This is a genomic window from Maridesulfovibrio salinus, from assembly GCF_055394525.1.
The window spans coordinates 1,692,041-1,716,479 of the sequence record NZ_AP042461.1; the positions used below are offsets into that span (position 1 = coordinate 1,692,041).

Annotated in this window: 25 protein-coding genes and 1 pseudogene; 11 read left to right on the plus strand and 15 right to left on the minus strand. The window is 45.3% G+C overall.

From position 1 onward, the window contains the following. Window positions 1–99 precede the first annotated feature (99 nt). Together ACZ5PW_RS07560 and ACZ5PW_RS07565 are read left to right on the plus strand one after the other, a co-directional pair. Window positions 100–423: a Rha family transcriptional regulator gene (locus ACZ5PW_RS07560; RefSeq protein WP_464559497.1), complete on the plus strand. Its 324-nt coding sequence runs from the start codon at window positions 100–102 to the stop codon at window positions 421–423. 532 nt (window positions 424–955) lie between these two features. Further along, the gene (locus tag ACZ5PW_RS07565; protein ID WP_464559499.1) at window positions 956–1,504 is read left to right on the plus strand and encodes a recombinase family protein; all 549 of its coding nucleotides are present in this window, start codon (window positions 956–958) and stop codon (window positions 1,502–1,504) included. A 96-nt stretch (window positions 1,505–1,600) separates the two neighbouring features. Here the strand turns inward: ACZ5PW_RS07565 and ACZ5PW_RS07570 are convergent, their stop codons facing one another. From ACZ5PW_RS07570 to ACZ5PW_RS07590, 5 genes are all read right to left on the minus strand, one after another. Further along, on the minus strand, window positions 1,601–1,966 hold the full coding sequence (locus ACZ5PW_RS07570) for a hypothetical protein (RefSeq protein ID WP_464559501.1): 366 nt from the start codon (window positions 1,964–1,966) through the stop codon (window positions 1,601–1,603). Between the two features lie 112 nt (window positions 1,967–2,078). Continuing rightward, entirely contained in the window at window positions 2,079–2,492 is a 414-nt protein-coding gene (locus tag ACZ5PW_RS07575; protein ID WP_464559503.1) for a hypothetical protein, read from the minus strand. Continuing rightward, complete coding sequence (locus ACZ5PW_RS07580; protein WP_319760775.1) at window positions 2,485–2,628, minus strand: hypothetical protein; 144 nt, start codon at window positions 2,626–2,628, stop codon at window positions 2,485–2,487. Before ACZ5PW_RS07580 ends, ACZ5PW_RS07575 begins: the two co-directional genes overlap by 8 nt. 4 nt (window positions 2,629–2,632) lie before the next feature. Further along, window positions 2,633–3,421 carry a BRO-N domain-containing protein gene (locus tag ACZ5PW_RS07585; RefSeq protein ID WP_464559506.1) on the minus strand — a complete coding sequence of 263 codons (789 nt, stop codon included), beginning with the start codon at window positions 3,419–3,421 and terminating at the stop codon, window positions 2,633–2,635. A gap of 153 nt (window positions 3,422–3,574) precedes the next feature. Next, complete coding sequence (locus ACZ5PW_RS07590; RefSeq protein ID WP_320174089.1) at window positions 3,575–3,799, minus strand: hypothetical protein; 225 nt, start codon at window positions 3,797–3,799, stop codon at window positions 3,575–3,577. Between the two features lie 473 nt (window positions 3,800–4,272). Here ACZ5PW_RS07590 and ACZ5PW_RS07595 point away from each other — a divergent pair, with 473 nt between their 5' ends. Together ACZ5PW_RS07595 and ACZ5PW_RS07600 are read left to right on the plus strand one after the other, a co-directional pair. Continuing rightward, the gene (locus tag ACZ5PW_RS07595) at window positions 4,273–4,851 is read left to right on the plus strand and encodes a hypothetical protein (RefSeq protein WP_464559508.1); all 579 of its coding nucleotides are present in this window, start codon (window positions 4,273–4,275) and stop codon (window positions 4,849–4,851) included. A gap of 21 nt (window positions 4,852–4,872) precedes the next feature. After that, complete coding sequence (locus tag ACZ5PW_RS07600) at window positions 4,873–7,920, plus strand: hypothetical protein (protein ID WP_464559510.1); 3,048 nt, start codon at window positions 4,873–4,875, stop codon at window positions 7,918–7,920. Window positions 7,921–8,711: 791 nt separating this feature from the next. On the opposite strand, the gene ACZ5PW_RS07605 is transcribed toward ACZ5PW_RS07600, so the two are convergent. Together ACZ5PW_RS07605 and ACZ5PW_RS07610 are read right to left on the minus strand one after the other, a co-directional pair. After that, window positions 8,712–10,103, minus strand: a complete 1,392-nt coding sequence (locus tag ACZ5PW_RS07605; RefSeq protein WP_464559512.1) for a sigma-54-dependent transcriptional regulator — start codon at window positions 10,101–10,103, stop codon at window positions 8,712–8,714. A gap of 3 nt (window positions 10,104–10,106) precedes the next feature. Next, window positions 10,107–11,930, minus strand: coding sequence for an ATP-binding protein (locus ACZ5PW_RS07610; protein ID WP_464559514.1), 1,824 nt, complete (start codon window positions 11,928–11,930; stop codon window positions 10,107–10,109). A gap of 244 nt (window positions 11,931–12,174) precedes the next feature. On the opposite strand from ACZ5PW_RS07610, the gene ACZ5PW_RS07615 reads away from it, so the two are divergent. Then, the gene (locus ACZ5PW_RS07615; RefSeq protein WP_464559516.1) at window positions 12,175–12,606 is read left to right on the plus strand and encodes a Spy/CpxP family protein refolding chaperone; all 432 of its coding nucleotides are present in this window, start codon (window positions 12,175–12,177) and stop codon (window positions 12,604–12,606) included. A 41-nt stretch (window positions 12,607–12,647) separates the two neighbouring features. Continuing rightward, window positions 12,648–12,926, plus strand: coding sequence for an SHOCT domain-containing protein (locus ACZ5PW_RS07620; RefSeq protein WP_464559518.1), 279 nt, complete (start codon window positions 12,648–12,650; stop codon window positions 12,924–12,926). A 101-nt stretch (window positions 12,927–13,027) separates the two neighbouring features. Here the strand turns inward: ACZ5PW_RS07620 and ACZ5PW_RS07625 are convergent, their stop codons facing one another. Then, a complete protein-coding gene (locus ACZ5PW_RS07625) occupies window positions 13,028–13,162 on the minus strand; it encodes a hypothetical protein (protein WP_464559520.1) in 135 nt (44 codons plus the stop codon). A 264-nt stretch (window positions 13,163–13,426) separates the two neighbouring features. Here ACZ5PW_RS07625 and ACZ5PW_RS07630 point away from each other — a divergent pair. Beyond that, a pseudogene (locus ACZ5PW_RS07630) lies at window positions 13,427–13,600 on the plus strand (flagellin); the annotation flags it as partial. Between the two features lie 475 nt (window positions 13,601–14,075). Here the strand turns inward: ACZ5PW_RS07630 and qrcD are convergent. The 5 genes from qrcD to rfbC form a co-directional block, all read right to left on the minus strand. Then, complete coding sequence (qrcD, locus tag ACZ5PW_RS07635) at window positions 14,076–15,308, minus strand: menaquinone reductase integral membrane subunit QrcD (RefSeq protein WP_464559522.1); 1,233 nt, start codon at window positions 15,306–15,308, stop codon at window positions 14,076–14,078. A 14-nt stretch (window positions 15,309–15,322) separates the two neighbouring features. Next, the gene (gene qrcC, locus ACZ5PW_RS07640) at window positions 15,323–16,099 is read right to left on the minus strand and encodes a menaquinone reductase iron-sulfur cluster-binding subunit QrcC (RefSeq protein WP_464559524.1); all 777 of its coding nucleotides are present in this window, start codon (window positions 16,097–16,099) and stop codon (window positions 15,323–15,325) included. 23 nt (window positions 16,100–16,122) lie between these two features. Further along, a complete protein-coding gene (gene qrcB, locus ACZ5PW_RS07645; RefSeq protein ID WP_464559526.1) occupies window positions 16,123–18,192 on the minus strand; it encodes a menaquinone reductase molybdopterin-binding-like subunit QrcB in 2,070 nt (689 codons plus the stop codon). 13 nt (window positions 18,193–18,205) lie between these two features. Continuing rightward, a complete protein-coding gene (gene qrcA, locus ACZ5PW_RS07650; protein WP_464559528.1) occupies window positions 18,206–18,757 on the minus strand; it encodes a menaquinone reductase multiheme cytochrome c subunit QrcA in 552 nt (183 codons plus the stop codon). Between the two features lie 192 nt (window positions 18,758–18,949). Beyond that, entirely contained in the window at window positions 18,950–19,501 is a 552-nt protein-coding gene (gene rfbC / locus ACZ5PW_RS07655; protein ID WP_464559530.1) for a dTDP-4-dehydrorhamnose 3,5-epimerase, read from the minus strand. Between the two features lie 257 nt (window positions 19,502–19,758). On the opposite strand from rfbC, the gene ACZ5PW_RS07660 reads away from it, so the two are divergent. The 4 genes from ACZ5PW_RS07660 to ACZ5PW_RS07675 all read left to right on the plus strand — a co-directional run bounded on the left by ACZ5PW_RS07660 (window position 19,759) and on the right by ACZ5PW_RS07675 (window position 23,120). Further along, window positions 19,759–20,319, plus strand: coding sequence for a CvpA family protein (locus ACZ5PW_RS07660; protein WP_464559532.1), 561 nt, complete (start codon window positions 19,759–19,761; stop codon window positions 20,317–20,319). After that, window positions 20,320–21,084, plus strand: a complete 765-nt coding sequence (gene mazG, locus ACZ5PW_RS07665) for a nucleoside triphosphate pyrophosphohydrolase (RefSeq protein ID WP_464559534.1) — start codon at window positions 20,320–20,322, stop codon at window positions 21,082–21,084. Between the two features lie 394 nt (window positions 21,085–21,478). Next, window positions 21,479–21,688, plus strand: a complete 210-nt coding sequence (locus ACZ5PW_RS07670; protein WP_464559536.1) for a hypothetical protein — start codon at window positions 21,479–21,481, stop codon at window positions 21,686–21,688. A gap of 220 nt (window positions 21,689–21,908) precedes the next feature. Continuing rightward, window positions 21,909–23,120 carry a methyltransferase domain-containing protein gene (locus tag ACZ5PW_RS07675; RefSeq protein WP_464559538.1) on the plus strand — a complete coding sequence of 404 codons (1,212 nt, stop codon included), beginning with the start codon at window positions 21,909–21,911 and terminating at the stop codon, window positions 23,118–23,120. Window positions 23,121–23,307: 187 nt separating this feature from the next. Here ACZ5PW_RS07675 and ACZ5PW_RS07680 read toward each other — a convergent pair whose 3' ends face one another. Continuing rightward, the gene (locus ACZ5PW_RS07680) at window positions 23,308–23,913 is read right to left on the minus strand and encodes a hypothetical protein (protein ID WP_464559540.1); all 606 of its coding nucleotides are present in this window, start codon (window positions 23,911–23,913) and stop codon (window positions 23,308–23,310) included. Between the two features lie 27 nt (window positions 23,914–23,940). After that, window positions 23,941–24,438 carry a Crp/Fnr family transcriptional regulator gene (locus ACZ5PW_RS07685; protein ID WP_464559542.1) on the minus strand — a complete coding sequence of 166 codons (498 nt, stop codon included), beginning with the start codon at window positions 24,436–24,438 and terminating at the stop codon, window positions 23,941–23,943. Window position 24,439: the final 1 nt, after the last annotated feature.

Sequence of the window (24,439 nt, forward strand, 5' to 3'; positions counted from 1 at the left end):
GGGGATTGCTCAATTTGTGCAGTCCTCTCTTTTATATTTTTGAACCGTTCGCTTTACCCGAACGGTTGAATGTTCTGTGAAGATTTTCGTCACGGAAGGGTGAACAATACGGTAATACCTCAGAGCATCGTGGTCGAAATGACCACCATCCTCAAGGTTGCCGAGGTGTTCGGGAAGAAACACTTTCATGTTCTTCGGGACATCGAGAATCTGGATTGCTCTGAGGATTTCCGTGCATCCAATTTTGGATTGACGCAGATCGAAGTCCAGGCTGGTGCTGTGAAGCGTAAGTCTCCGGTCTACCACATCACTCGTGACGGCTTCGTCTTCCTTGCTATGGGCTTCACCGGAGACAAAGCTCTGATTAATAATCCGAGATACCCGTCAATTAGACGGGTTAGGTTCACCAAGTTAGCGCAATGATTGCTTATGTTCAGGATTGCTACGCTTAATATGCGCGGTAATCCTGATATACCGAAATGGGAGGTCAGGTTTGTGAATTGAAGACACTTAAGACCTCCGTTGTGATTTCCACCACGCATCCCCAGGAATATTTTCACTGAAAAATTTGAGACGCTTTACAATATATTCCTATCTCGGTTTTCCCCCGGTAGGGCCGTTCGCTCTCCTATAGGAACCTGGAGTCAGCAATAGGTATGTGATGGGCAGGGAGGGTCTTACCAATGGGCGGGATACCGTCATTACTAATGACAGTATACAAAGGGGACAAATAATCCCCTTTAAACCACGCAAAGGGTGTAACGATTAGTTATACCCTTCATACTTTGAAGGTTAGCTCTCTTGTCTCAAAAGGTATACCTTATGTGACATGTTACACTGCCGCAGTTAACCCGCACAACACCGTGTCACACAACCTTGTAATTTAATTTATTGACACTACTTCTTATCATGTCTAAACCTTTTGTTACACGACAACGCAACAGGAGGTAAAGACATGACACAAGTAGGCTACATCCGTGTAAGCACAACAGACCAGAAAACAGACCGTCAGCTTGATAAGGTAGAGCTTGACCACGTTTATGAAGAGAAGGCCAGTGCTTCAACTTCTAAGCGTCCTGTCCTTGAGGAATGTCTTAGATTTCTGAGGAAAGGTGACACTCTTCACGTTCACTCAATAGACCGCCTTGCAAGGAACCTGAGTGACCTTCTGTCCCTTCTTGAGATACTGACGGGAAAAGGAGTTGCTGTAAGGTTTCATAAAGAGTCCCTGACGTTTACCGGAGAAGAGAACCCATTCCAGACACTGCAATTACAGATCATAGGTGCAGTGGCTCAGTTTGAAAGGGAGATCATCAAGGAACGTCAGAGGGAAGGAATTGCAAAGGCTCAAGCTAAGGGCAAGCATTGCGGAAGGAAAGCCAAGTTAACACCGGAGCAGGTGCAAGAGATAAAGGATAAGGTTGCAGCAGGGTCCGAGAAGAAGGCTCTGGCTGAGGAATATGGGGTTAGCCGTCAGACCCTATACAGGGTACTGTCTTCATAGTGTTACAGTTTTAATTATCTGTGTCATACATCCAGTGGCCGGAATGTTTAAGTGAATTTCATACCGACCACTGACAGCTATTTAGCAAATACAAAATTAGTTTGTCGATCTCCTTTTTATGGAACCGTTCATAATTCCTCTTCCATACCATTTAGCAAAGGCAGAGTTGTCTTTTTCTAATGCATTAAGGTAGCCTTTGATCACATAATAATTTCTACCTTCATTCTTGAGTGCTTGGATCACATCTTTGCTTAGGGGCTCACATTGCTCCAGTGCTGCTTCGGAAGACTGGAAAAGATCATTTGTGGCATCAATAAATTTTTCCGTTTCTTCCATAATGCACTGCTTCCAAATCTTCTCAGCCTTTTTAACTTGCGGACCTATAGGCTGTTCTTTGTTCTTATGACCCGCACACCCTAAGAGAAGACTGGTAAGGCTGAAAATTAATAAAGTCTTTTTCATGTTTACTCCTTCTATTATAGGTATTTAAGTGTTTTTGTTGACTGTTAAATATTAATACTATCCATTCAAGTCAAGAAGTGGCCCATGTTATTATAGTTCCTGGTGGAACTCTTTATATGGATGTGATCTTTTCCTTTGCCTTAAGGATCACCTTGGAGGTAGCCAGGATTCCCTGAACGTCGTCACCTTCAAGCCCAGGACGCCGAAAGGTTTCAAAGGTTTCCATAAGGAACTCCTTGAGAACCGGAAGGATCATTGGCTTACGTTTCTCCTTCCGGTTACTTTTGTATTTCGGATAGACGTCCTTTCGGAAGTTGTAGTCGTCGTCAGACAGAGCAATGATTACCCTGTCTGACTTAAGGGTTTCCTGGAGTTGGAGAACGCGATCCTCCAGAGCAACTTCGGCTGGCCCTTGTTCTGCATGAAGGGTCCAGAAGCCGTCACCCCAGTTGATCGGTTTCTCCTCTCTGGATGCTATCTGGTAGGCAAGGATGTCACCGTCGATGATTGCGACACGGTTATCCATTACGCTTACCTCGCCATTTTTTAAGTTCCTTGTAGAGACAGGCAGTGAGTATGCCCACTCCCACTAAGCCTGATATGGCAAGGGCTGTGAGCCATCCTGCAAAGAACCACGCTATGAGTTCGAGTAGAGTTTCCATGAGCCTATGCTGCCTCCTGAATTTCAGACAGACGTTCAACGAGATACTCCATGCCGTTCAAAGTGAAGAAGTACAGAGGACCGACCTGACCTTCTTCGGCACGAACACAGAGACCTATTTCATAGGCTGCTGGAGTTGGAATGTAACGCTGCTGCTCACCCAAAAGACCACGAACAGGTTCAAGCAAGCCGTCTGCAAGGAGTACCTTACGGATCAGACTTTCAGAAACCTTCCGTCCAATACGGTTTGAGAGTTCGTACTTAGCGACACGAATAGAAAACTTCCTCATGTCGTCGGTCATAGTAGAAGCGAGGGCTGCTTTCGGTGTGGCTTCTGCCAGTGCTGCGCTCTTTTCTGCGATCACCATGTTCTTCTGTTCAATGATGTCAGCCATTTCACGGAGGAACTTAGGTGATGCTGTGGATTCATCTATGTATGCGCCATGCTTGCGGATGGACGGGAGGACTTCACCAGTTACCCACTTCTTGAACTTCTTGGCTTCCGGTTTGCGACTGCGGAGAATCAGGGAGTACAGGCCGGACTCGTTGATGATTACGATGTGGGGGTTGCGACTGTTGCTCAAACCCTCATTAGTAATGAGAGTTTGTTCGTCTTCATCCAAGTAGCTGACAGCCTGACTTGGATTGTTGATTCCGAGCGCGTCACACACATCCTTTGCTACAAACCAGATTTCACCATCAGCATCATAAAGGACACGGATGATTCCAAAGAGTTCGTGGGTGAACTGTGCAGGGGTCATGTTGTCAAATTTGTTGTTGTTGATGTTAGCCATTGTAGTTTCTCCTTTTTCTTTTGAAATTCTGTTGGTGGTTGACCAAAAGAAAAGAGGCAGACCACTTGGAGTGATCCACCTCTTTCTCATTGCCTATCTTTCGTCAGCCGTAGGGCTGCTTACTAGTGTGGGTTAATTCTAAGACGTTGACTTTTAATACAGAAGTTGCTCGAACTTTTCTTTCATTCTTGCTGCTTGCAGATACTGACCGTTGAGCCTGTCGCTCTTATCTTGAAGCTCAATGATCTGACGTTCGACTTCATCAGCTTCCTCATTGAGTTTCTCTGCGGCAGCGTCGAGTTGATCTATGGTTTTCTCAACGAAGGCAGTAGCTTCTGTCAGGAGTTCTTCTCCGGTTTTCTTCTTAAGCTTAAGCATGACGTTTCCTCCTTACCATCCGATAGGGTCTTCGTAATTTACTGCTGTGATTTCCTTGAGTCCGCTTTCGATAATGATTGTGCGAAGCTTGCGTCTCAAAGGATACGAATGGTTTTTCGGGAGGGAGAAAACAAAGGTGTATGGTGAGTTGTGTAGGGAAGAGAAGGGTATTAATTCGGAATGGGAGTGATTTAGGAATGAACAGGATTCCTAATCCTGGTGCCGCAGGTTCGATTCCTGCCGGGGTCACCATCTAATACAAAAGTAGTACAATATTAAAGGGTTAACTCATTTTCTGGGTTAGCCCTTTTCTGCGTTTATTTGCGGTTTTTTTGGTGTGCTGCCAACCTTTGGTGCCAACCGAGGTTGGTGATCGATGTTGTGATTGTTATTATAAATCAGCTTTTGTCTTCGTTCTTATTTTCATGTAGGTATTAATCTTATTGAGCATATATGAACGATAGGTGATTGCTATGAATAACTACGGAGAAGAGCTTGGTTACTGGTATTTGAGGTTGAATGGTTTTTTCCCAATTTCTGATTTTGTTGTACATAGAGATAGAGTTCGGAACGAAGATGGATTCGGTAGTGATCGTGATTGTGATTTATTGGGAGTACGTCCGCGATATGTTTATGAAAGCGTTGGCGGTCAACATTATGACTGGGATGAAAGCCTAACAAATGCTTTCGATTTTGGTCTTGATTTAGGAGTTATTTGTGAAGTTAAGACAGGTGCATTTAATGCAGCAAATATTTTTTCTCAGCATGCAATAACAACTGCAATTCCTAGGTTAGGTCTAGCTCCTGAAAGAAGATGGAATCAAATTTCGGAGACTTTAACGACAGATAAAAGTTGGGAAAATGGTGGATATCAAATAAAAAAAATATTGATTTCCCATCGTGAAGTTGAAGGTCCATGGCTGCATATTAGTTTAAGACATGTAGTATCTTTTATTATGACACGGTTCGCTTCCTATAGGCAGGAAAAGTTTAGCGCAAGGATGTTTTTTAGTTCCAGCCTTATTCAATTCCTAGCTGACGACCGTTTCTAAGCTATATATGGAGATGATCTTTTGAGCGGACAAGACGGAATTAGGGGATATACAGTCCAGTCAATCATTGCTTTGCTTGATTCTCTGAGTCGATCTGATTGGGATACTCTTACTATCGAACCTTCTCATGATTTAGATAAAATCGATATACTGTGGTCTGGGCCATTAAAAACTCGAGCATATCAAGTTAAGTCATCAATAAATCAAATTAACCTTCCAGATGCAAAGAAATGGGCTGTTGACTTGGAATCTGAATCAATAGCCGATGAATTGGCACTAATTCTTATTGGTCCTTGTTCTCAATCAGTGGCTCGTATCAAACGTTGTGGAGCTGTTGATATACCTTGCCCAAAAAGTTTAGATATTGAGGGAATGTTAGGTCAAGCTGCACATTTATTAGACATTTTTTTAGTTAATGAAAGTTTTCATAGTCAGTCTCCAAGTCATAGAGAGTTAATGGTTCGCGCTTTAGTTGCCGAAATGTCGTTTCTTTCTAGTAACTCGACTCCTTTTGGTCGTAGTGAATTTATCGCATTGCTTAAAAAGTGGTTACAAGGAGTAGCTGTCCCACCAGAGTTTACGTGGGATATCGTTGATTTTTCTTACCAGCGCGGAATTGAGAATGCTATTTCTGGTAAAAGATTAGGTCCGGCTGATGTTGAAGAATGTCCTCAGTTTCCTATTTGTGATTACATTTTTGACGAGATAGAGCGTACTCATTGGTATTCAATAGTAGGGGAGTCTGGATGTGGTAAATCAATCACAGCTTGGCATGTAGCGAAAAGGTTTTTTGATCTTGGGTTTACTATATGGCGTCCTCATTTTGATGCTAACGCCAATGATTTGCTAAAAAATATCCCTGTATCTTCTTCTCCTTCTTTATTGGTTGTTGATGACGCGCACGTTTTTGGACGATCTTTTGTTGAACGCTTGTCTGAATATTCATGCACAATGGTAAAAATAATTTTCGTTAGCACGTTAGCTGAATGCGCGACACCGAATCCTTCATATATTTCAGCAACAGGAGGATTAAGTATATTAAAAGATACGATTCTCCAAAGACGCGCAGAAATTCTTCCTATTGTTCAGGCTTTTGATAGCAATATTGGTGACAGGTATATGGACCGCTCATTTGAAAGACTGATAGACAATTGCGCGCAGCAAAAGTCGCCTTGGGAATTTTTTTGGGTTTTAAGGGGGGGGTGGAAGGCTGCTAAATTAGAATATAACAACCTTAAGGATATAAGAAAATCCAATATCTTAGCTGTTATTATTTCATTGCTTCAGGTAGCATCATGTGACTTTGGAGTTTCTAAGAGTAAGCTAGATCAAGTAGCTAACGAATTTGATATTTATGAAGATGACGTTGATAGAATTCTTTTGCAGCTTGATCAGTTAGAGATAATAGTGGTTTCAGGCTCTCATTTTCGTACAAAACATATTGATTATGCTCGGCGTATAATCAGTACTGCTTTAGATGAAAAAGAATGGCAACAAGTTGTTAAATTAATATCTTTTATTGTACTTGATCGGGATATATCTCTTCGAGGTGTGTATTGGGTGCTAGGAGCTATAAAATGGACAAGTTCTTTTAAATTTCACCACAAAGAAGAGTTGCGTAATATTGTAAGTCCTTTATTGGATAGATGTAGTCTGGAATGGAAGCAAGATGTGTGGGCTATCGGCTGTGCTTCATCTTTGTTTACTATTTTTGATCTCTCAGCAGAAGAAATAATATTTGATGAGCAAGTCCTTCTCTGTTGGTTTAGTTTTGGTTCAGGGAAGGAGGCTTTTTTTGCTAGCGATATCGCTAATACTCTTATTACAAAGTCTAATGTCAACGAGCTGCCTAATTCAAAAGATATTGCAAAAAAACTTTTTGAGAAAATTGATGTTAATAGGCTTATTGCTTTAGCTAATGATTTAACAGTAGATGACTTTTACCATTTCGGATCATTGCTTGATCGTATTTCTTTTTATCATCCACAATGGTTAGAAGTATTTTTTTTAAATTTAAAATGGGGAAGATTCGTAAATATTATTAATTCTGTTGATACTAGTTTTGCTTATGCAGTAGATAAATTTGTAGGAACTCTTTGTTATTTAAGTGGAGTAGGAGACGGAGAACGGAATTTTAATTTTGGATACGTTGAAGATATTATTCCTTATTTGGTGAGGGCTATCAATAAAAAACCTGCTAATGCACTGCAATCAATGGATTGTATATTTTGGAATTCTTTGGGTTATTATCCTGCTTTTCTTCGCAATGGAGTAAATCCAAATACAGCTCAGAGACAAATAGCTGGAAAGATTGTTTCTCAACTTGATCCTGAAGTGTTTGCTGCTTCAATGAAAGATATTATTTCACGGGATGTTGAAAAGTTAGCTCGTTCTTTGTCTATTATCAATGAAATTGATAAAGAATTTGTATATAAAATTGTCCCCTTTATACCTGAAGAGGAATTTTTAGCTGCAACAAGAGCTGACTGGCAAAATCAGTCTTCTGAAATTTCTAATGTTTTAGTTTATTTTTGTAGAGGAGAAGAGCATTCCCCAGCGAGTAAATGGATTGAGCATAACGAAATCATTATTGATCCCCCTTTAACTCCATTGTTTGCTGCAATAGCACCTAAGGTAGCGGTAAAATTTTATAATGATGGAAAAGGTGTTGCTCTTACGCAAAAGTATCAGCACCGATGGAATCAAACCGCTTTGGCTTTGCATGCAATTTCAGTTGTAGATAAAGAAGTTGCAGTTAGTGTTTTTAAACAAAACTCAGAAAAATTAAAAAGAAAATTGTATAGTCTTACTTTAGATAAGCCACGTTATGTTGTATTATTTTTTAAAGTTCTTTACGAATTGTCATCGAGTCTTGCTGATGAATTTGTAAATGAAATAGATTTAGATAACCCAGAAGTTGCTGAGTTAATTGCAGCCCTTGCAAGACGACAGCATAACGAGCGTGCAAATTATATCAGGTTAGCACGGTTAGCTCGCAAGGTTGGAGGAGTCATTGGAGAGCTTGGAGAACAGTTTTTACATCGATTAGAATGTGAATTGACAAGTTAAATCTATATATCACGAACTTATGTGAAGTCATTTTTTTACGTCACCGCCATCTTCGGTCAACCGAAGAATCCACCAGACCACATCCCCACTTGATCCACAGAATCACCAAAAAAATCAATTCCCCCCGTGACCAAATCAAACCAATCAGGATAACCTTCAATTTTCATGATTAGTTAACAGTATGAAATTGAAGGAGGTCAATTGGGATGATCTTTCAGATTCTCTTCCATATAACCGAAAGGAAGCAACCGAGCAGCGAGCGTAAATCTGTCTGAGCAAACTGAAAAAATCAGACTGTGTTTATTGCTAAAATTTAAGTTCGATAGGCTTGCCAAATTGCCCCTCAAACTGCTACACCAAGGGACGTTTGAAGCAAGAATAAGTTCAATGATTTCAGGGTTAGAGGGGTGCGAAGTTCGAATCCCTCCCTCTCCGCCATTACAAGAAATCAGTAAGGCCCATAAAGCTTCAAAAGCTTTGTGGGCCTTACGTTTTTTAGTGGTTTGGAGTCTCGGTTTGTCTCACGCTGAATCTGAATAACTCGACAATTTTGGGCGCAAACCCAGCATAACGTTTATGCACCTGATGATGAATAAACAAGCGTAGTTGTGAAGCAGTGGGGTTTTGGGGATTCAAAACCATACAGGCTGCTAACCTGCTTCATTTAAAGTTAGTTATTTTTGGGCAACCCAACTGCTGAATCTTTTTAGCAGCCGGGCCTGATTGCTTTTGTCATCAAACTCCGTCTTTAAATATAAATTTGTATTTCAACTGTCGGCCTGTGGGATACTTCATTTTTCTAGATTATGCAGGTCTATAGAATATTTCCTGATCTTGTTGTCCAGCGTGGTACGGGTGATATTGAGAATCTTAGCCGCCTCGCTTTTGTTGCCACCGGTACGCACAAGGGTTTCGTGGATGGCTATCTTCTCCACCTCGTGCAGGGGTTTGCCGCCTATTGAAGGGAAATTGTCGCTTACTTGGACATCCTCTTTCTGCACAACAGGAGAATCTCCTGTTATTGCCGGGGGCAGATCCTTTTCTGAAATGTATTCCCCGGCAGTCAGGATAACGGCCCTTTCCACTGCGTTTTCAAGCTCACGCACATTTCCCGGCCACGAGTAGCGGTTCAGCCTGTCCATTGCGCCGGGAGTGAATCCCTTGACCTTTTTTCTGTTTCTTCGGGCGTACCTGCCTAGAAAATGGTTCGTCAGCAGCGAGATATCTTCACTGCGGTCGGCCAGGGAAGGAATTCTCAGGCTGACCACATTCAGGCGATAGTATAGGTCTTCGCGGAAATTTCCCTTTTTTGACTCTTCCAATAGGTCTCGGTTGGTCGCGGCGATTATGCGCACGTCAACACTTAAGACCTTATCGCTGCCCACCCGCTGGACTTCTCCCTCCTGAATGGCCCGTAGGAGCTTGGACTGCATGGGCATGGGTATTTCACCCACCTCGTCAAGAAAAAGGGTTCCCCCGTCGGCCTGAACGAACCTACCTTCGCGTTTCCGGTCAGCTCCGGTGAAGGCTCCTTTCTCATGTCCGAAAAGTTCGGATTCAAGCAGGGTCTCGGTCAGAGCAGCACAGTTTACCGTGATCAACGGTGAGTCGCTGCGGTTGCTGCCTGCGTGGATGGCCTTGGCAAAAAGTTCCTTTCCGGTTCCGCTTTCTCCGTTTATAAGCACTGTGGCCTCTGTTGCGGCGACAGTTTTGACCATATCCATCAATTCCCTGATCGGCCCGCTTCTTCCGATGATTCCAAAAGCCTGCCCGTTATCGGAAATCTGCTCCTTCAGACTGCGGTTTTCCCTTATGAGGGTCATGTGCTCAAGGGCGCGTTCAAGGGTCAGCTTGAGTTCATCGAAATTCAGGGGCTTGGTCAGGTAATCGTAGGCCCCGATTTTCATAGCTTCAACAGCCGTATCCACGGAAGAGTAAGCCGTCATAATGATTACCGGGATGGCCGGATTGATCTCCTTGATTCTGGAAAGGGCTTCAATACCGCCCACCTTTGCCATACGCACGTCCATTAGAACCGCGTCAAATGGCGCTTCGCTAACTTTTTCAATGGCATCGCCTCCGTCCTCAACCCCTTCGGGGCTATGTCCCCATCCGGTGAGAATGGTACACAGCATGGAGAGGTGGGCTTTGTCGTCGTCCACCACCAGTATGGATGCACTCATAGTCTATGCCTCTCTTTCCGGTTCTACCGGAATGATTATTACAAATGATGTTCCTTGATTCCCGCTGTATTCGACTTCGATGGTTCCGCCATGGGCTTCCACAATTTTCTGCACTATGGACAGTCCCAGTCCGGTGCCTGATGGTTTGGTTGTGTAGTATGGGTCGAATATCCTCGAAAAGTCATCTCCGGGCAGGCCTCCTCCGCTATCTCTGACCGTTATTTTGAGTCCCTTTTCCGACAATCCTGACGAAACACCGAGCCTGCCGCCCTCCGGCATGGCTTGAATGGCGTTGATGTAAAGATTGATGAGGGTCTGGGCCAGACGATCCGGGTCAGCGATTATCCGGGGCATGTCGGGGTCCACATCGGTCTCAATGGAAACGGATGCTGACTCCGCGTCCTGACTTACCAGCCTTAGCGAAGATTCGATGAGGATATTCACATCGGTTTCGCGCATCTTGATGTCTGCCGGCCGGGCCATTTCAAGCAATTCGGATATTACCCGGTTCAGCCTCTCCACTTCGTGGGTCATTACTTCGGCAGCCTTACGGTTATCGCTGTTTTCTGGAAACAGGGAACCGAAATATGTGGCGTAGCCCTTGATAGAGCTTAAGGGGTTGCGAACCTCGTGGGCTACCCCTGCGGCTAGTTGACCGATGGCGGCGAGGCGGTCCGCCTTGCGGATCTGGTCCTGAAGCAGGCGGACCTGCGTGAGGTCGCGAATCATGTAAACCATGCCCACACGTTCACTGTTCCCGGTTCGTATTTCGGTTACGTTCACCGCAACGGGAATCATCGCTCCGGACGTTTTTTGCAATTCCATCTCGGTATTGATGACTGGAAATCCGCTTCGCCTGACTTCCTCGCCCAGACTGACTATATTTTCAGGCAGTAACTCGCGGACAGTTCGACCAGGACTAAAAACATCCTTTGCCAGCATCTGCCTAGCGATTGGGTTGATGAAATTGACTTCGCCTCCGGGCGAGCAGGAGACAATCGCTTCCGGCAGGTTGGCGACAATTTCCTCGGTCAGTGCTCGGTTGTCCTGCAGAAGTTTCCGGGAACGCAGGTGACTGTTCATCCAGAAAAGGGAAACGAAACCTCCGAGTCCCAGTAGCAGAAGGGTGCCGGACATGGTCAGGGTCAGGGAGATATCTTCCTGTATCGCCTCATTGAAGGAGGTCATATCCATGCCGATAAAGATGACGGTTTTTCCGTTCTCGTATATTTGGCTTCCGTCAGCGCGAGAATGCATCCAGCCCATTCCGCCCTTCCCGGAGAAGAACTTGTTATCTCGCCACGAATTTCTGCCTCCCATCATTCCCATGTGCCGGGGCATATCGTGCCCCCTGTTCCTGAATCCCGGTTGAGTCGGGGCAAACTGCTTGTAGACCTCGAATGCTTCGGTTGCCTGCCGAGAGCCCATAATGCGCCATTTTGTGCTGTTTGAGGGGGACAACTCCTTGAGCTCTGCTGGAGAGATGAAGGTACTGCCGATTGTGTTTTTTTTGCTTGAAGCGATGATTCTGCCATTTCCGTCGATTATTGTAATGTAAATGATGTCGGGCAGGGCGGCTGTTTCATCAATAAGAAGCTGAATGTTTGCTCCTTGTCCCAGGCGGCCCATCATCCCAGTGCGGGTTCCGGCCTCGAATGCGCGGATCAGGGCGGTTCCTTTTTCGCTTAACACCCGACCGGTATATTCTTTTTCCCGGTTATAATTCATGAGCGCCAGAGTCAGCACCACAGCCACAAGTATCAGGCTCATGCCTATGACTATCCATGGAGACACATTACCCAGATATGCTTTAATTCTATTTTTCATTTTTCTTCCCGGATTTTTGTTGGCTCCGACTGTCTAAAAATTGGACAGTTAATCTTTGGAAGTGTCTATTTTTTAAACATCTGCTTAAAAATTAAGCAAGAGCTAAAAAAAGCAGTCCCCCAGATTGGGTTACGTTTTTTGTCTTTTATATTAATGTGTTAAATAAAATAAACCGCTTTGGCATCACTCTTGCCTTATACCATGCAAAAGGCATTCAAAATCTACAACCAATAGGAGATAACAAATGAGAAAGGCAATTATCGCAATCGCAATGGTACTGGCAGCAGGAATGGCATTCATCTCCAGCAACGCCTTCGCAAGGGGATATGGACACGGACCGGGACATGGCATGCGCGGTGGGCAGATGATGGCCGGTTACTGCCAGCAGGGAAGCAATGTCGCTGTATACAACAGTGCCCAATATCAGAAGTTCTTTGAACAAACCCAGGAACTGAGGGCATCGCTTAGGGCCGACCATGGAGAGCTTCAGGCCTTGATGGCAGGAACAAACCCTGATCCTGATAAGGTTCGTACTCTGATTGAAACTATCTCCAAGAAGGAAACTCAGCTTTCTGATCAGGCGAGAGCCAATAACATTTCTTTCGGTCGCATGGGCTCCAGAGGCACCAGGGGCGGCGGATACAACTGCCCTCTGGGCTACGGACACGGCTGGTAGGTGAATGGAATATAAGTAGACCAAAATCTCAGGAGCATGATATGTTCGGATGTAACTATCTCGGATACGGTCCCGGAGGAGGCTTTATGCACGGCGGGTTTATGGGGGGAGGTTTTTTGGGAATGTTCATCAATATACTAATCATAGCATTTATCGCTTACCTCATTTTCAAGCTGTTGCAGAACCTCGGCGATAAAGGTGTAACGAATCCTCGGAAGACCCATGTAAGGGATTCAGTTCAGATTCTTGAGGAAAGGTTTGCGCGGGGCGACATTGACGAAGATGAATATCTCAAGAGGAAGGAAGTTCTCGGAGATTAAGTAATGCACATACTGTGAATGGTTGAAGCCTCCCCGCAAGATTGCGGGGAGGCTTCAATAATGTAGATCTTTTTGTTTATTGTTGCTGGATATACCAAATTTTATCGATCTGCTAAAAACTTATTTTTCCGTGTTGTCATTATTTTCCAGAACCACTGAAGTGCCTGTGTAATTTCACTCAACACCTTGATGGTCGCATTGGCCTTCCAGCTCTCCACATCGATTAAGTACTGCACAGAGACACCACAAAGTTCAGCAAGCTTGTCCTGTATCAGTCCTTTTTACTTTCTTAAAGATTTCAATTGTTCACAAATACGTTATGTAGCTCTTTACTCTTGTCCTCCAGATGTAAAACCAAAGGATAGACGATAAATATGAGTTAAAAATAGACTATGGACTTGTTTTGCAAATGACCATTAACTTACAACAGTGACGACATAAATACAGGAGGAAGTTCCTCCGTTAAGTCAGGAGTACAAAACGCTCATGAACAAATGGGTAATGCAATGGTTTATAAGGACGATATTAAAGCTGAATTAGGAGCCATGCAGAGTCGATTCGAAAATACAATTATAAACTGATCCATCCAAGCTGAGAAAATACAGGCTTCAGAATACAGAATATCAGATGTAGATGTAGCCACAGAGATGACTGAATTAATCAGAGAGCAAATTTGAATGCAATGCATTTTTTAGTTCCATAAGCCGTCTTACGGAAGTGGCTGTGGTTCCAGGGAGGTGGCCTATTGTCAGCAATTAACTCTTTTCATGATGTTCTTGCTCAGCGGTCTTCCTGAGTCATTCACCAAAGATGAAGCGATTCTTCCTGCTTACCGATTGATACTTAATATTCCAGGTCAACTATTATTTGAATTTTTCAAAATGGATAATACTGCGGCCAGTCTTTGTTTTCATGGATGAAGGTTGAAATGATTATAAATCATGAAATATGCTGCTAAGGTTGTTAAGGAGTATATTAATTTATCCTTAAACCATATTGGTGATGTGTCTGGATTATTTATGTGTCTCTTGCTGTAATAAAGTCAGCCCATAAGAAAACCCCCATCAGGAGAAAGATCCGAAGACCTTGTCTACCTGATGGGGGCTTACCACATTACTGTGGCTTCTAATTACGAGATAATTCTAACTGCTACTTCTGATTTAGCTTAACTTCCTGCGGGAAGACAGGCAGATAACGGTAGCAAAGGCTGAGTACGAGTGCGCCATATGCGCAGATCATAAGGGTGGTGGCCCATTCAGCCCAGTTAGGTAAGTAAACTTCCCAGTTATCAAAAGGCATAACCGGAATAGCAATGGTCTGGACGGTGAAGACGTAACGGTTGATGGTTACACCGATGCAGTCCAGAATTGCAGCTGAATACAGCAGAGTGGGGTTGTTTCTGATGGAAGGCGTGATCAGCATGATAGCGGGAACAACACCGCAGAGGATCAGTTCAGTCCAGAGCAGCCACTGGCCGTAAACATTTCCGTAGAACATGTCTTCAAAAGAGAGTCCAACGGAGGGCAGGTAGCCAGTTGCCCAGGCCCATGTGTCAATGATCTTGAAGAACATGTACACGCAAAGCATGGTTCCGGCTATTTTGCCCATGAGAGCTTTAACTTTGTATTCAACCAGTTTCTTTCCGGTCATTTTCTCAATGAGGGTGCAGACCAGTACGGTAAATACCGGCCCGGAACCAACAGCAGAGAGAACGAAGAGAAAGAATGTCCAGGGCCAGATGAAGAAACCTTCACGGAAGGCGTAAGGACGGCCGAACATAACTCCGTACATACCACCAAGGGAGCCCTGGTGAAAGGTGGAGAGGAAGGTTCCGATACCGGCAAACAGAGCCATGTTCACGTGCAGGTGATGGGCAAAGTGGTGCAGGAAAGGAATCTTGTTCAGCTGTTTCTGTTCGAGAATGATCGGAATGAACTCGATGATAAGAACTGTGCAGTAACAGGTAATACAGAAGATAACTTCTGTGAGCATGGAATGCACGTTGGGGTGCCAGTAACCGAACCATGCACGAATCGGCTGACCGATATCCATGGTCAGGATGAGCATGGCGCCGGAATAGCACAGAAAACCAAGAATAACCGCAAGGTTTACGATATTCTTGAGCTGGTCTATTTTCAGTATATACTTCAGGAAGCCGGTGAAAAAAGCACCTGCTCCAAGAGCAATAACGGCAAGGTCAAAGGTAATCCAGAGACCGAAACCGAAGTAGTTGTCAAGGCCGGTAACGCCGATGCCGTAATAGAAAATCTTAGCGGCAGCGTACACACCCCAGAGCAGGATGGCGGTAGGAAAAACCATCCAGAGCAGGAACTTGGGCAGTCCGCAACGTTTCACGCCTTCGGGGAAGAGATTGCTATCCATGGTAAACCTCCCTCCTAGTGCTTGTCTTTGGCAACATGGCTGCCATCGACTTCAAGGTTGTCGCTCTGTTTACGAACCCAATCCCTACGGCTGATGTAGTAAACCTGAGGCTCCATGCCGATAGACTCCAGAATGCGGAATGCATTGGGGTCTTTAATCATTTCATGGACTTTGTGTTCAGGGTTCAGTGCATCACCAAAAGAGATCGCGCCTGTGGGGCAGCCTTCGAGACATGCGGGCTTGTACCAACCGTCGGGAAGTTTGCCTGGGTCCATACCTTCGTTACGGGCACGCTGGCGTGCGTTCAGCAGTCTGGTGTGGCAGAAGTTGCACTTCTCAACAACACCGCGGGGGCGGGCTGATGTTGAGGGCGACAGTGCCTTGTCCATACCACCGGGCCATACGGGGTCAAACCATCCAAAATAGCGAGCGTGGTAAGGGCAGGCTGCCATGCAGTACCTGCAACCGATACAGCGGGGGTAGATCTGGCTGACGATTCCGCCATCTTCATCCTTGGTAGTTGCTACTACGGGACAAACGGGAACGCAGGCCGGATGACCACACTGCATGCAGGGTCTGGGCAGGTAGGCAACTTCCCTGTTGGGGAATTCCTTACCATTGTTGAGTTCATAAACAAGCATCCAGGTAAGGGTCTTAAGCTTATTGGACCCTTCTTCCATGGGCGCTATGTTATTTTCAGCCTGGCAGGATACCATACAAGCTCCGCAACCGGTACACTTGTCGACATCGACCACCATGGTCCATTTATTATTTAATTCAATTTGTTGCATAACGTGAATCCCCTGAATTTAATTTAGGCGATACTCACGGTGGAACTGGTCCATTTGGACAGGCCGGTGCCGGCTTCAGTTTCAACCTTGAGAACTTTGCAGATGTTGTCGCCTTTTCCGCGGGAGTATACGTCCCAGGCGGTGTGGCCGAATCCGAGTGGTGCGGCGATAACATTGTTCATTACGCCTTCATTGATGCGGACTCTTGCAACACACTCACCGCCGGCTCCGGACAGCTTGACCATATCACCTTCAGACTTGCCGATAGCTTTGGCAGTCTTGGAGTTGACCTGAACCAGAAGGTCTTTGCCTTTCAGTTCGAATTTGCTGACCAGCGCAACGTTAAGCGGCGGCAGCGCCATTTTAGCCGAGCCGTTAATGAGCTTCGAGTAAGGAGCAACTGCTACTTCTCCGCCCTTGGGCATCACGATAGCCTTGGACAGAACGGATGCAGCAAACTTCGCGGGACCGGATTCGGTTTCTTCGGAAACATAAGCTGCGCCTTCTACCAGGGAATCCCAGTCTGCACCTGCTTTTTCAGCTTTGGCCTGAAAAACGGTTTCAGCTGATTCATACCCGAGGTCCACACCCAGCAGAGAGCCTACACCGAGGATAACATCCACAGTGGACTTGCTGTTGTAAAGCGGATCGGTAACGGGTGCGCAGGCACTGAGCATTGCGGAGCCGAGCCCGTAAGGTGTCTGAGCATCATCAAAACGCTCGTAACCGGTGGGGTTGGGCATGATCAGGTCAGCAGCGGCGGCTGTCTCATCCATGAAAGTGCTGAAAGACACGAGGAAAGGCACCTTGGCAACGGCAGCGGCCAGAGCATCTGTCTGGGGCATGGCGTAAACAGGGTTGGCCTCGTAGACCATCATAACATCAGGAGTTCCGGTTTTGCCGGAAGCGATTCCGCTCAGATAGCCTGCAAAGTCTTTTGCAGCCAGTTCGGAGCGGTCTGCAGCTGCTTCAACCGCCTTGGGCAGGTTGGGCAGGATTTTCATGCCGCCGTCTTTATTTACACGGCCGAGCAGGATGTTGAGAGCAGAAGCTGCTATAATATCTGCTGCGCCTGCGCCGCTGCCGAATTCAGAACCGGCAACAACAACGGGGGCGGAAGATTTAACGAGCTCAGCTGCTATGTTAGCCATATCAGTGCCGTTGACACCTACAGCTTTCTCAACTTTATCAGGGGTGAACCTGGACATTACCAGAGTTTTAAAATCCGCAAAGTCAGCAACTGGTGCGGAAGCTCCGGCCTTGAGCAGGTGATATGCAAGACCGAGGCAGAAAATGGCACCGGTTCCGGGGTTGACCGGAATCCATTTGTCACTTGCTGCTGCAGTATTGTTCATGAAAGACCCGGCGTAGAGATATTTAGTCTTGATCTTTTCACCGGTGGGGCGGCTTTCCGAGTACACGCGCTGGTTTCTCACAACCGGACCCCATGAATCCAGTGCGTCAGCACCGACGAAGAGAATCATGTCGGAGTTGTCCAGATCGTAACCGATCTGTCCGTTTCCGCCCATGCTGGTCAACGCCACAGCCGCGCCTTGTTCCTCTCCTGGCATCAGGAAGCATTCGCCTCCCATACCTGCCGCAAAACCGGAAAGAACTTCTGTTGCTGTTCCGGTAGCATCTCCGGAAACAACAGCGAGTTTGCCTTTCTTTCCTTTAACTGCATCCAGTTTCTCAGAGAGTATCTTTTCAGCTTCTTCCCAGGAGATGGATTCGTATTTTCCTTCGCCGACCTTTTTCATGGGGCCGTTTACGCGGGAAGGGCTATACATGAGCTGAGGTCCTCCGGCGCTGATAGCATCAACACCACCCTTGCTCATTTCATTGTCATCATTGCCTCTGGTAAGGTACGGGCTTCCGCCAACGGATTTTACAATCTCCGCACAGGGGGAAGGTCCGAATTTACACAAAGAGGCCTGCTCTGTGATTGCACCGTATTTCAGTCTGGGAATCCAGGGCCAGTTCTGAGACCAGATAGATGCATCATCGAGAGTTTTCCAAATCACAGGGGTGAAGAGTGAACCTACCACACCACCTGTTACCAATTGAATAAAAGTTCTGCGATCAATACCCATTGCAGTCCCTCACTTACTTATGGCAGACGTAACATGCGTTGCTGGTACCAACTTCCGCATGACAGCGTTCACACTGCCACATCTTCATGGTCTGCTTGCTGTAACCGCTAATTCTGTTTTCGTAATACGTCGGCAGCGTGTCGCTGTTGCCTACGTCGGGATGGCAATCAGTACACTCGAAGCCTTGGTGGGCCATGTGCGAAAAGTATACGTTGTCAGGCTGATACTGATAAACCAGCCAGGGCACCTCAACACCCTTCTGCAGGTATTCGGTCACATAGATTTCTTCGGCTTCTGATTCGCCCAGAATATCTTCGTGACACTCAGCACACTGCTCGTTGGAAGGGAGACCTGCAAAGGAACCGTCTTCCAAAAACATGTGACATGACTCACAGTCCATTCCCTCATCCTCAACATGGACCTTGTGACTGAAATCGATCGGCTGACTCTTAGAACTGTAGATAACCTGTGGGAAAACCCACCAACCGATGATCAGGCTCGCAAGGACACCGATGAAGAAAGGAAGAACTCCTCCACACTGCTTCGATGTTCTTTTTTCCTCCATAACCTCGCCCCACTACTCCTTAAGTTTTGTGAAACATAAACAACCAATTAACGCCATTTCTTCTAAAATAGAGAATCTTTCCATGTCAAGAGAATATGAAACTTTTCACAATCCCCTCAAGCATGGAAAAAAGCCCTTTTTCAGAAACCGAAGGGGGCACAGAACAGGATGGTCCTGTCCGTGCAGAGCAATTTAAAAATCGAACGGAGATTTGAATTCAGACAGTCGCGGAAGTCCGAGATCCTTATCGGAAAGTACCGGATTAACTGCCTTCCATTCAATTGCCAGTTCAGGGTCATTCCAGCTTATTCCGGCCTCGCTGCCGGGGGCATAGCCGGAGTCGACCTTGTACATGAACTCGCATTCTTCAGTCAGGGTTTCATACCCATGTGCGAAACCTTTCGGAATGAAGAGCCTGCGAAAATTATCCGCAGATAGTTCGATTTTGAACGAACTCAGGTAAGTCGGAGAGCCTTTTCTCAGATCAACAACCACGTCATTTACAGCCCCTCTGGTAACCCATACCAATTTGGACTGCGCATGAGGAGGCAATTGAAGGTGGAGCCCTCTTATTACCCCTATGCCGGACGAATAGGCATGATTATCCTGAACGAAATCAACGGGTAATCCATGTTCAGCAAATACCTCCCGGTTAAAGCTTTCCAGAAAGAACCCGCGTTTGTCCCGGAATACTTTCGGTTCGATAACCAGAAGTCCCGGAAACTCTGTCTCGATCAATTTCATCAAAATCCTCCGGCCAGAGACATCCGTTCCCTGACATTAAATCGTTCCCCCAAAATTAATCGAGAATTACCCGAGATCATAAAATGACACAACCTCATTTTTCACTTGAATGTAATATTTTTTTATTATTTTTAGGGTGGTTCACATTATTCACTTTTCCGACACGGTCTGTTAATCTGCTTTTTTAGTCATGCGTTGCTTAATCTTTTTAAGAAAAGGTTGAGCTTTTTTTCACAAACATTCTTCAGGAATATCCGATGGAACCTTCAGGTATAGCACTCAACTCTCTGGATATTATACTTATCGTTATTGCCGCAGGCTTGATTTTCAGAGGATTGCTGCGGGGTATAGTCAGAGAAGCCATATCGGTTTTCTCGCTGATTCTCGGTTTTTATCTCGCCGCCAAGTACCATCATGAGCTTGCACCTTATTTTTCCAGTATTTTTGACGGCCCCGGTGCGGTTAAGGCTTTCAGCTATCTCTCTATCATTGTGGCTACGTTGCTTGTTGCTTTTATCGCAGGCGTGGCCATAAAGAAAATTCTTTCAGTCAGCATGCTCAGTTGGGCTGATCAGGTGCTGGGTGGAATTCTGGGGCTGGTGGAAGCAGTTATTGTCGGCGGAATTCTTATAGTCGTGCTGAACAGTTTCACCCCAAATTCCGAGTTTCTGACCAAATCTCAGCTTGCGCCGAGGGTTATGTCCACCGCCAGCTTTTTTATAAGCTTTGCGCCGGATAACGTGCTGGACTCTCTTGACATCAAATCCATGTTTCCAGATCAGTCGGAACTGGCAAACCCAATGAGTGATATTATTTAAATGAGCACCAAATCTTTTGAAAAACTTAAAGACGTAATTTCCACCCTTACCGGTCCTGAAGGATGTCCTTGGGACATGAAGCAGACTCCGGAGACTCTTTGTGATTATGTGATTGAAGAGGCTTTTGAACTTGTAGAGGCCATTCGGGCCGGGGATATAAACGAGGCAATGGAGGAGCTTGGCGATGTCATGTTCCTGCTTCTGTTTATTGCCAATCGTTATGAAGAGGGCGGTTCTTTTTCTCTGGCTGAAGCAATAGATTCCAGTTCCGCTAAAATGATTCGCAGGCATCCCCATGTCTTTGCGGATTGCAAAGTTGAAGATCAAGACGAGCTTTTAAAGAACTGGGAGAAAATCAAGCGTAGCGAAAAAGATGATTCAAATAAAATATTTGATTCCCTTCCAAAGGGCCTTCCGCCGCTTTTGAAATCATACAGAATCAATGCCAAGGCTTCACGCAGCGGATTTACATATGAATCTGATGACCAGTGCCTTGAGCAGCTTGAAAGTGAGTGGAAAGAGTGGAATTCCGCTCTCGAGTCCGGAAATAAAGACGCTGTTGAAGAGGAATTCGGGGATTACTTGTTTACCTTGATTGAGCTTGGCCGTCGAAAAGGCATTAAGGCAAACAGTGCCCTTGACCGTTCAAACAACAAGTTTTTGGATCGTTTTTCCCGGATGGAAGACCTCGCACGGGAGCAGGGGAAGGATATCTCTGAAATGGATCTTATCGAGCAGAACGAACTCTGGAAACAGGTTAAATAGTTCTTAAGCAGGTGTTCTGCTTTTTCTCAGTGATTTATTTTCTTCTGATTTGTCAGTCAGATTACCTCCTGTTTAGAAGGTCTCCAATGTTTTGCGTCTAAAAATGCTTAAACAGGCGAGGTTCTGGTGTATGTGCTTTTCAGCATTTCCGGAGCACACCACAGGCATAGGGAATTTTGAGCTTGATAATTAGATAAAAGTTCATTTTAAAAAGCAGATGTTGCATCAAAGAACTTCTAATCCCCTGTATTCGCCCGAATACAGGGGATTTTTAATGGAAATGATCAATCTTTATTTTTCTTTATTTATATTTATCTGCACTAAAGTATTTTTGGTTTCTGCCGATAATGCTGATAGACGTGAAGTGCGCTCTTTATCTGCAAGGAGGGTCTTTATGGACATATCAGGAATCAGTTCAACGGCTAGTACCGTTGACAAGGCAACGGAAAGGCAACTGTTTGGAGCTCAGGTCGTGAGCAAGACTCTCGACTACATGAATTCCGACCAGTCTTATTCGTCAACCAGCAGTGATTATGATTTCCAGAAAAGTGTTCTGGGCCCGGCCTATTCCGGCGTGGGGTTCATTACCGACATTAAAACCTGATAAAAGGGTTTTCTACACGTCTGACAGCTAAAAACCCGGCCTGCAAGCCGGGTTTTTACGTTTCTTTGTACTATACCGTGAGTTGGTTTGATTTAGTGCAAACAGTTATTTTTATCTTCACAAACGCAGGTATTATTGCTTATCTTTGATTAAAGATTAATATCAAGTCATGAAACCGTTAACCTTTTGAACTCAATTCAGAGTGAGCAAGAAGGAGAAAATGACTGAATTCAGTAAGAATTCATTTGCGACAATTCAATTCACACTCAATTGGAAAAGCGATTACGGAGACCATGAGGAACAATATCTAGCGAGGAAAATAAATTTCTGGAGGGATATTCTTCCGGAAAAGCTTGAATCTGAATTAGCAGGTAAAAAAACAGGTGATGTTGTCTCTGTCTATTTTCAGCCGGGAGAAGGACTTGCTGAGCCTGACCGCAGTAAAATCATAGCAGTTCCTCTCAGGAAATTCAGTATCAGATTTCATGATGCTAAAGATCAGCCTCCGCGAAAGGGAAGATTTTATCCTCAAGGATCGATAACGGGCATTCCCGGTGTGTATCCGCAGACTGCTGTGCCTTTCAGAGTTCTTAACGTTGAAAATAATGAGCTCGTTGCTGACCTCAACCATCCTTTATCCGGGATTCCCTTCGAGCTTTCAGCGGAGGTCCTTAACATAGCTGACAAAGACAGCGAAACCGGAGGAAGACTCACTCATTGGATAGAAGAGATGTGCAACTGGGGGCCGGGAATGCAGGCTCCGCTTGAAAACTGTCCAACAGATTTCATTCATGGTGATTTCTATAGAAGGCAGGATAATGAAGATGATTCTGTCTTTTACTCCTCCCCAAGGCTGATAGGACATGTTGATTATCAGGCCAGCAGGAACCTGCAGGATATTTACAGCAGGTTCCTGGCTCCGGGAATGAAGGTTTTGGATTTGATGAGCAGTATGAAGTCCCATCTGCCCGGTGACCTTGATTTGGATGTAACAGGTCTGGGGATGAATATGGATGAGTTGAAGATGAATCCTGACCTGAATACAAGAATCACTCAGGATCTGAACCTGAATCCGGTAATGAATCTGTCTCCGGATAGTTTTGACGCTGTTATCTGCAGTCTGTCTATAGAGTACCTCACTGATCCATTAAGTGTGCTCCGCCAGGCTTACCAGTCTCTCTCAAGTGGTGGCGTTCTGCTGGTGGGGATTTCAAACCGTTGGTTCCCAAGCAAAGTTACTCAGGGATGGCTGGAGATGCATGAATTTGAAAGGATGGGATACCTTCTGCAACTTGCTCAGGAAGCTGGTTTCAAAGGATCAAAGGGAACAGTAAGTGTCAGAAATGACTGGCGTCCGGTCAACGATAAGCACTTCCTGGCGACGCGTGGTGTAAGTGACCCGGTGTATGTTGTATGGTGCAGGAAGGATTAAAAGTTGCCTATTTGCTAGTTCACAGGGGTATGCATGAATGCCTGGTGTGAATGGTAATAAAAAACACCTGAGCCGGAACATTGAAGTATAACTGGCTCAGGTGTTTTCTTATATCCATCTTATAATTGTCTCGTGACTATCTGCTCGCAATGGCCTTTAACGGCTTTGCAGGAAATATGTCTTTAAACTAATAGGGTAGATACCATTTCATTCCCTGTATTTTGGCAGGAATAGGTTTTTCTTCTACCGGAGGATTAATTCGGTCCCAGCATTCCTCTTCTTCCTTTATCCATGAAGGACGTGACAAACGGATGCTGTTGCCGTTGGTAATTGAATCGTCTTCCCCGGAGAAGTGCTGCAGGATAAGGCTTATGTTACCCTGCTTGTCGTTGAGTGACCATTTCCAGACTTTGAGGGTTCCGAAGGGATTCCCCCGCCAGTCGTTTGGCTGTCCGAATCTTTTTTCGATTTTTGCATAAATTTTGTTGAAAAAACTCATACTGCCGTCTTTGTACTTGAGCTTCATACGCAGGACAGTGTCTTTTCTCTTGCACTTACCGACAACCACATAGCCGCCTTTGTAGCCTTCCATATCTCTGACTTCTATTCTGGAAATGTAGCCCTGCTGCCAAGGAGAAGCTTCCGACTCCATGTCCAAAAGCGAGTGGATAGTGGAGACATCCTTGCCTATGGTGATACCGGCGATGGATTCTGGCGCATTCTGCCCGGCTGCAACAACCGAAGCCGAAAGTAAAATGTTAAGAATCAATATAGTCAGTACTGTTTTATTCATCTGAGTCACCTTCTCGTCTATGGCTTGTTATATCAGTGTCAGGCCGATTCCGCTCATGCAGCCTGAGCAATCATCTTTGAACTTGCCTATAAATCTTTCTTCCCAGTTACTGATCTTGTCAACGGTAACCTTAAGGAATCTACGGCTTATTTCCGGATACTGTTCCTGAGCTTTTTTGAATTTTTCACTGGTAAGCCTGATGCATATGCATTCAGATTTTGTTTTAAGCGTGAAAAGTCTTTTGGAGTCGCCGATTAGTGACAATGCTCCCACAAAATCGCCGGACTTGAAGGATTGAACCACCTTACCGCTTATGTCCAGGTATGCCTCCATTTGTCCGCTTATGATGAAGTAGGCTGACTTATCGATGTCTCCATTGGTAAAAACATCTTCCCCTTCTGCGAATTTTTCGCGAACGCATAAATAAGCGAGTAGCTTCTGGGCCTCAAGGTCAAGTCCGGAGAAGTAAGGGATTTCTCTCATTATTTCGAGGTGTTCCTGATATTCACTGGTTTCTGCTGTCATG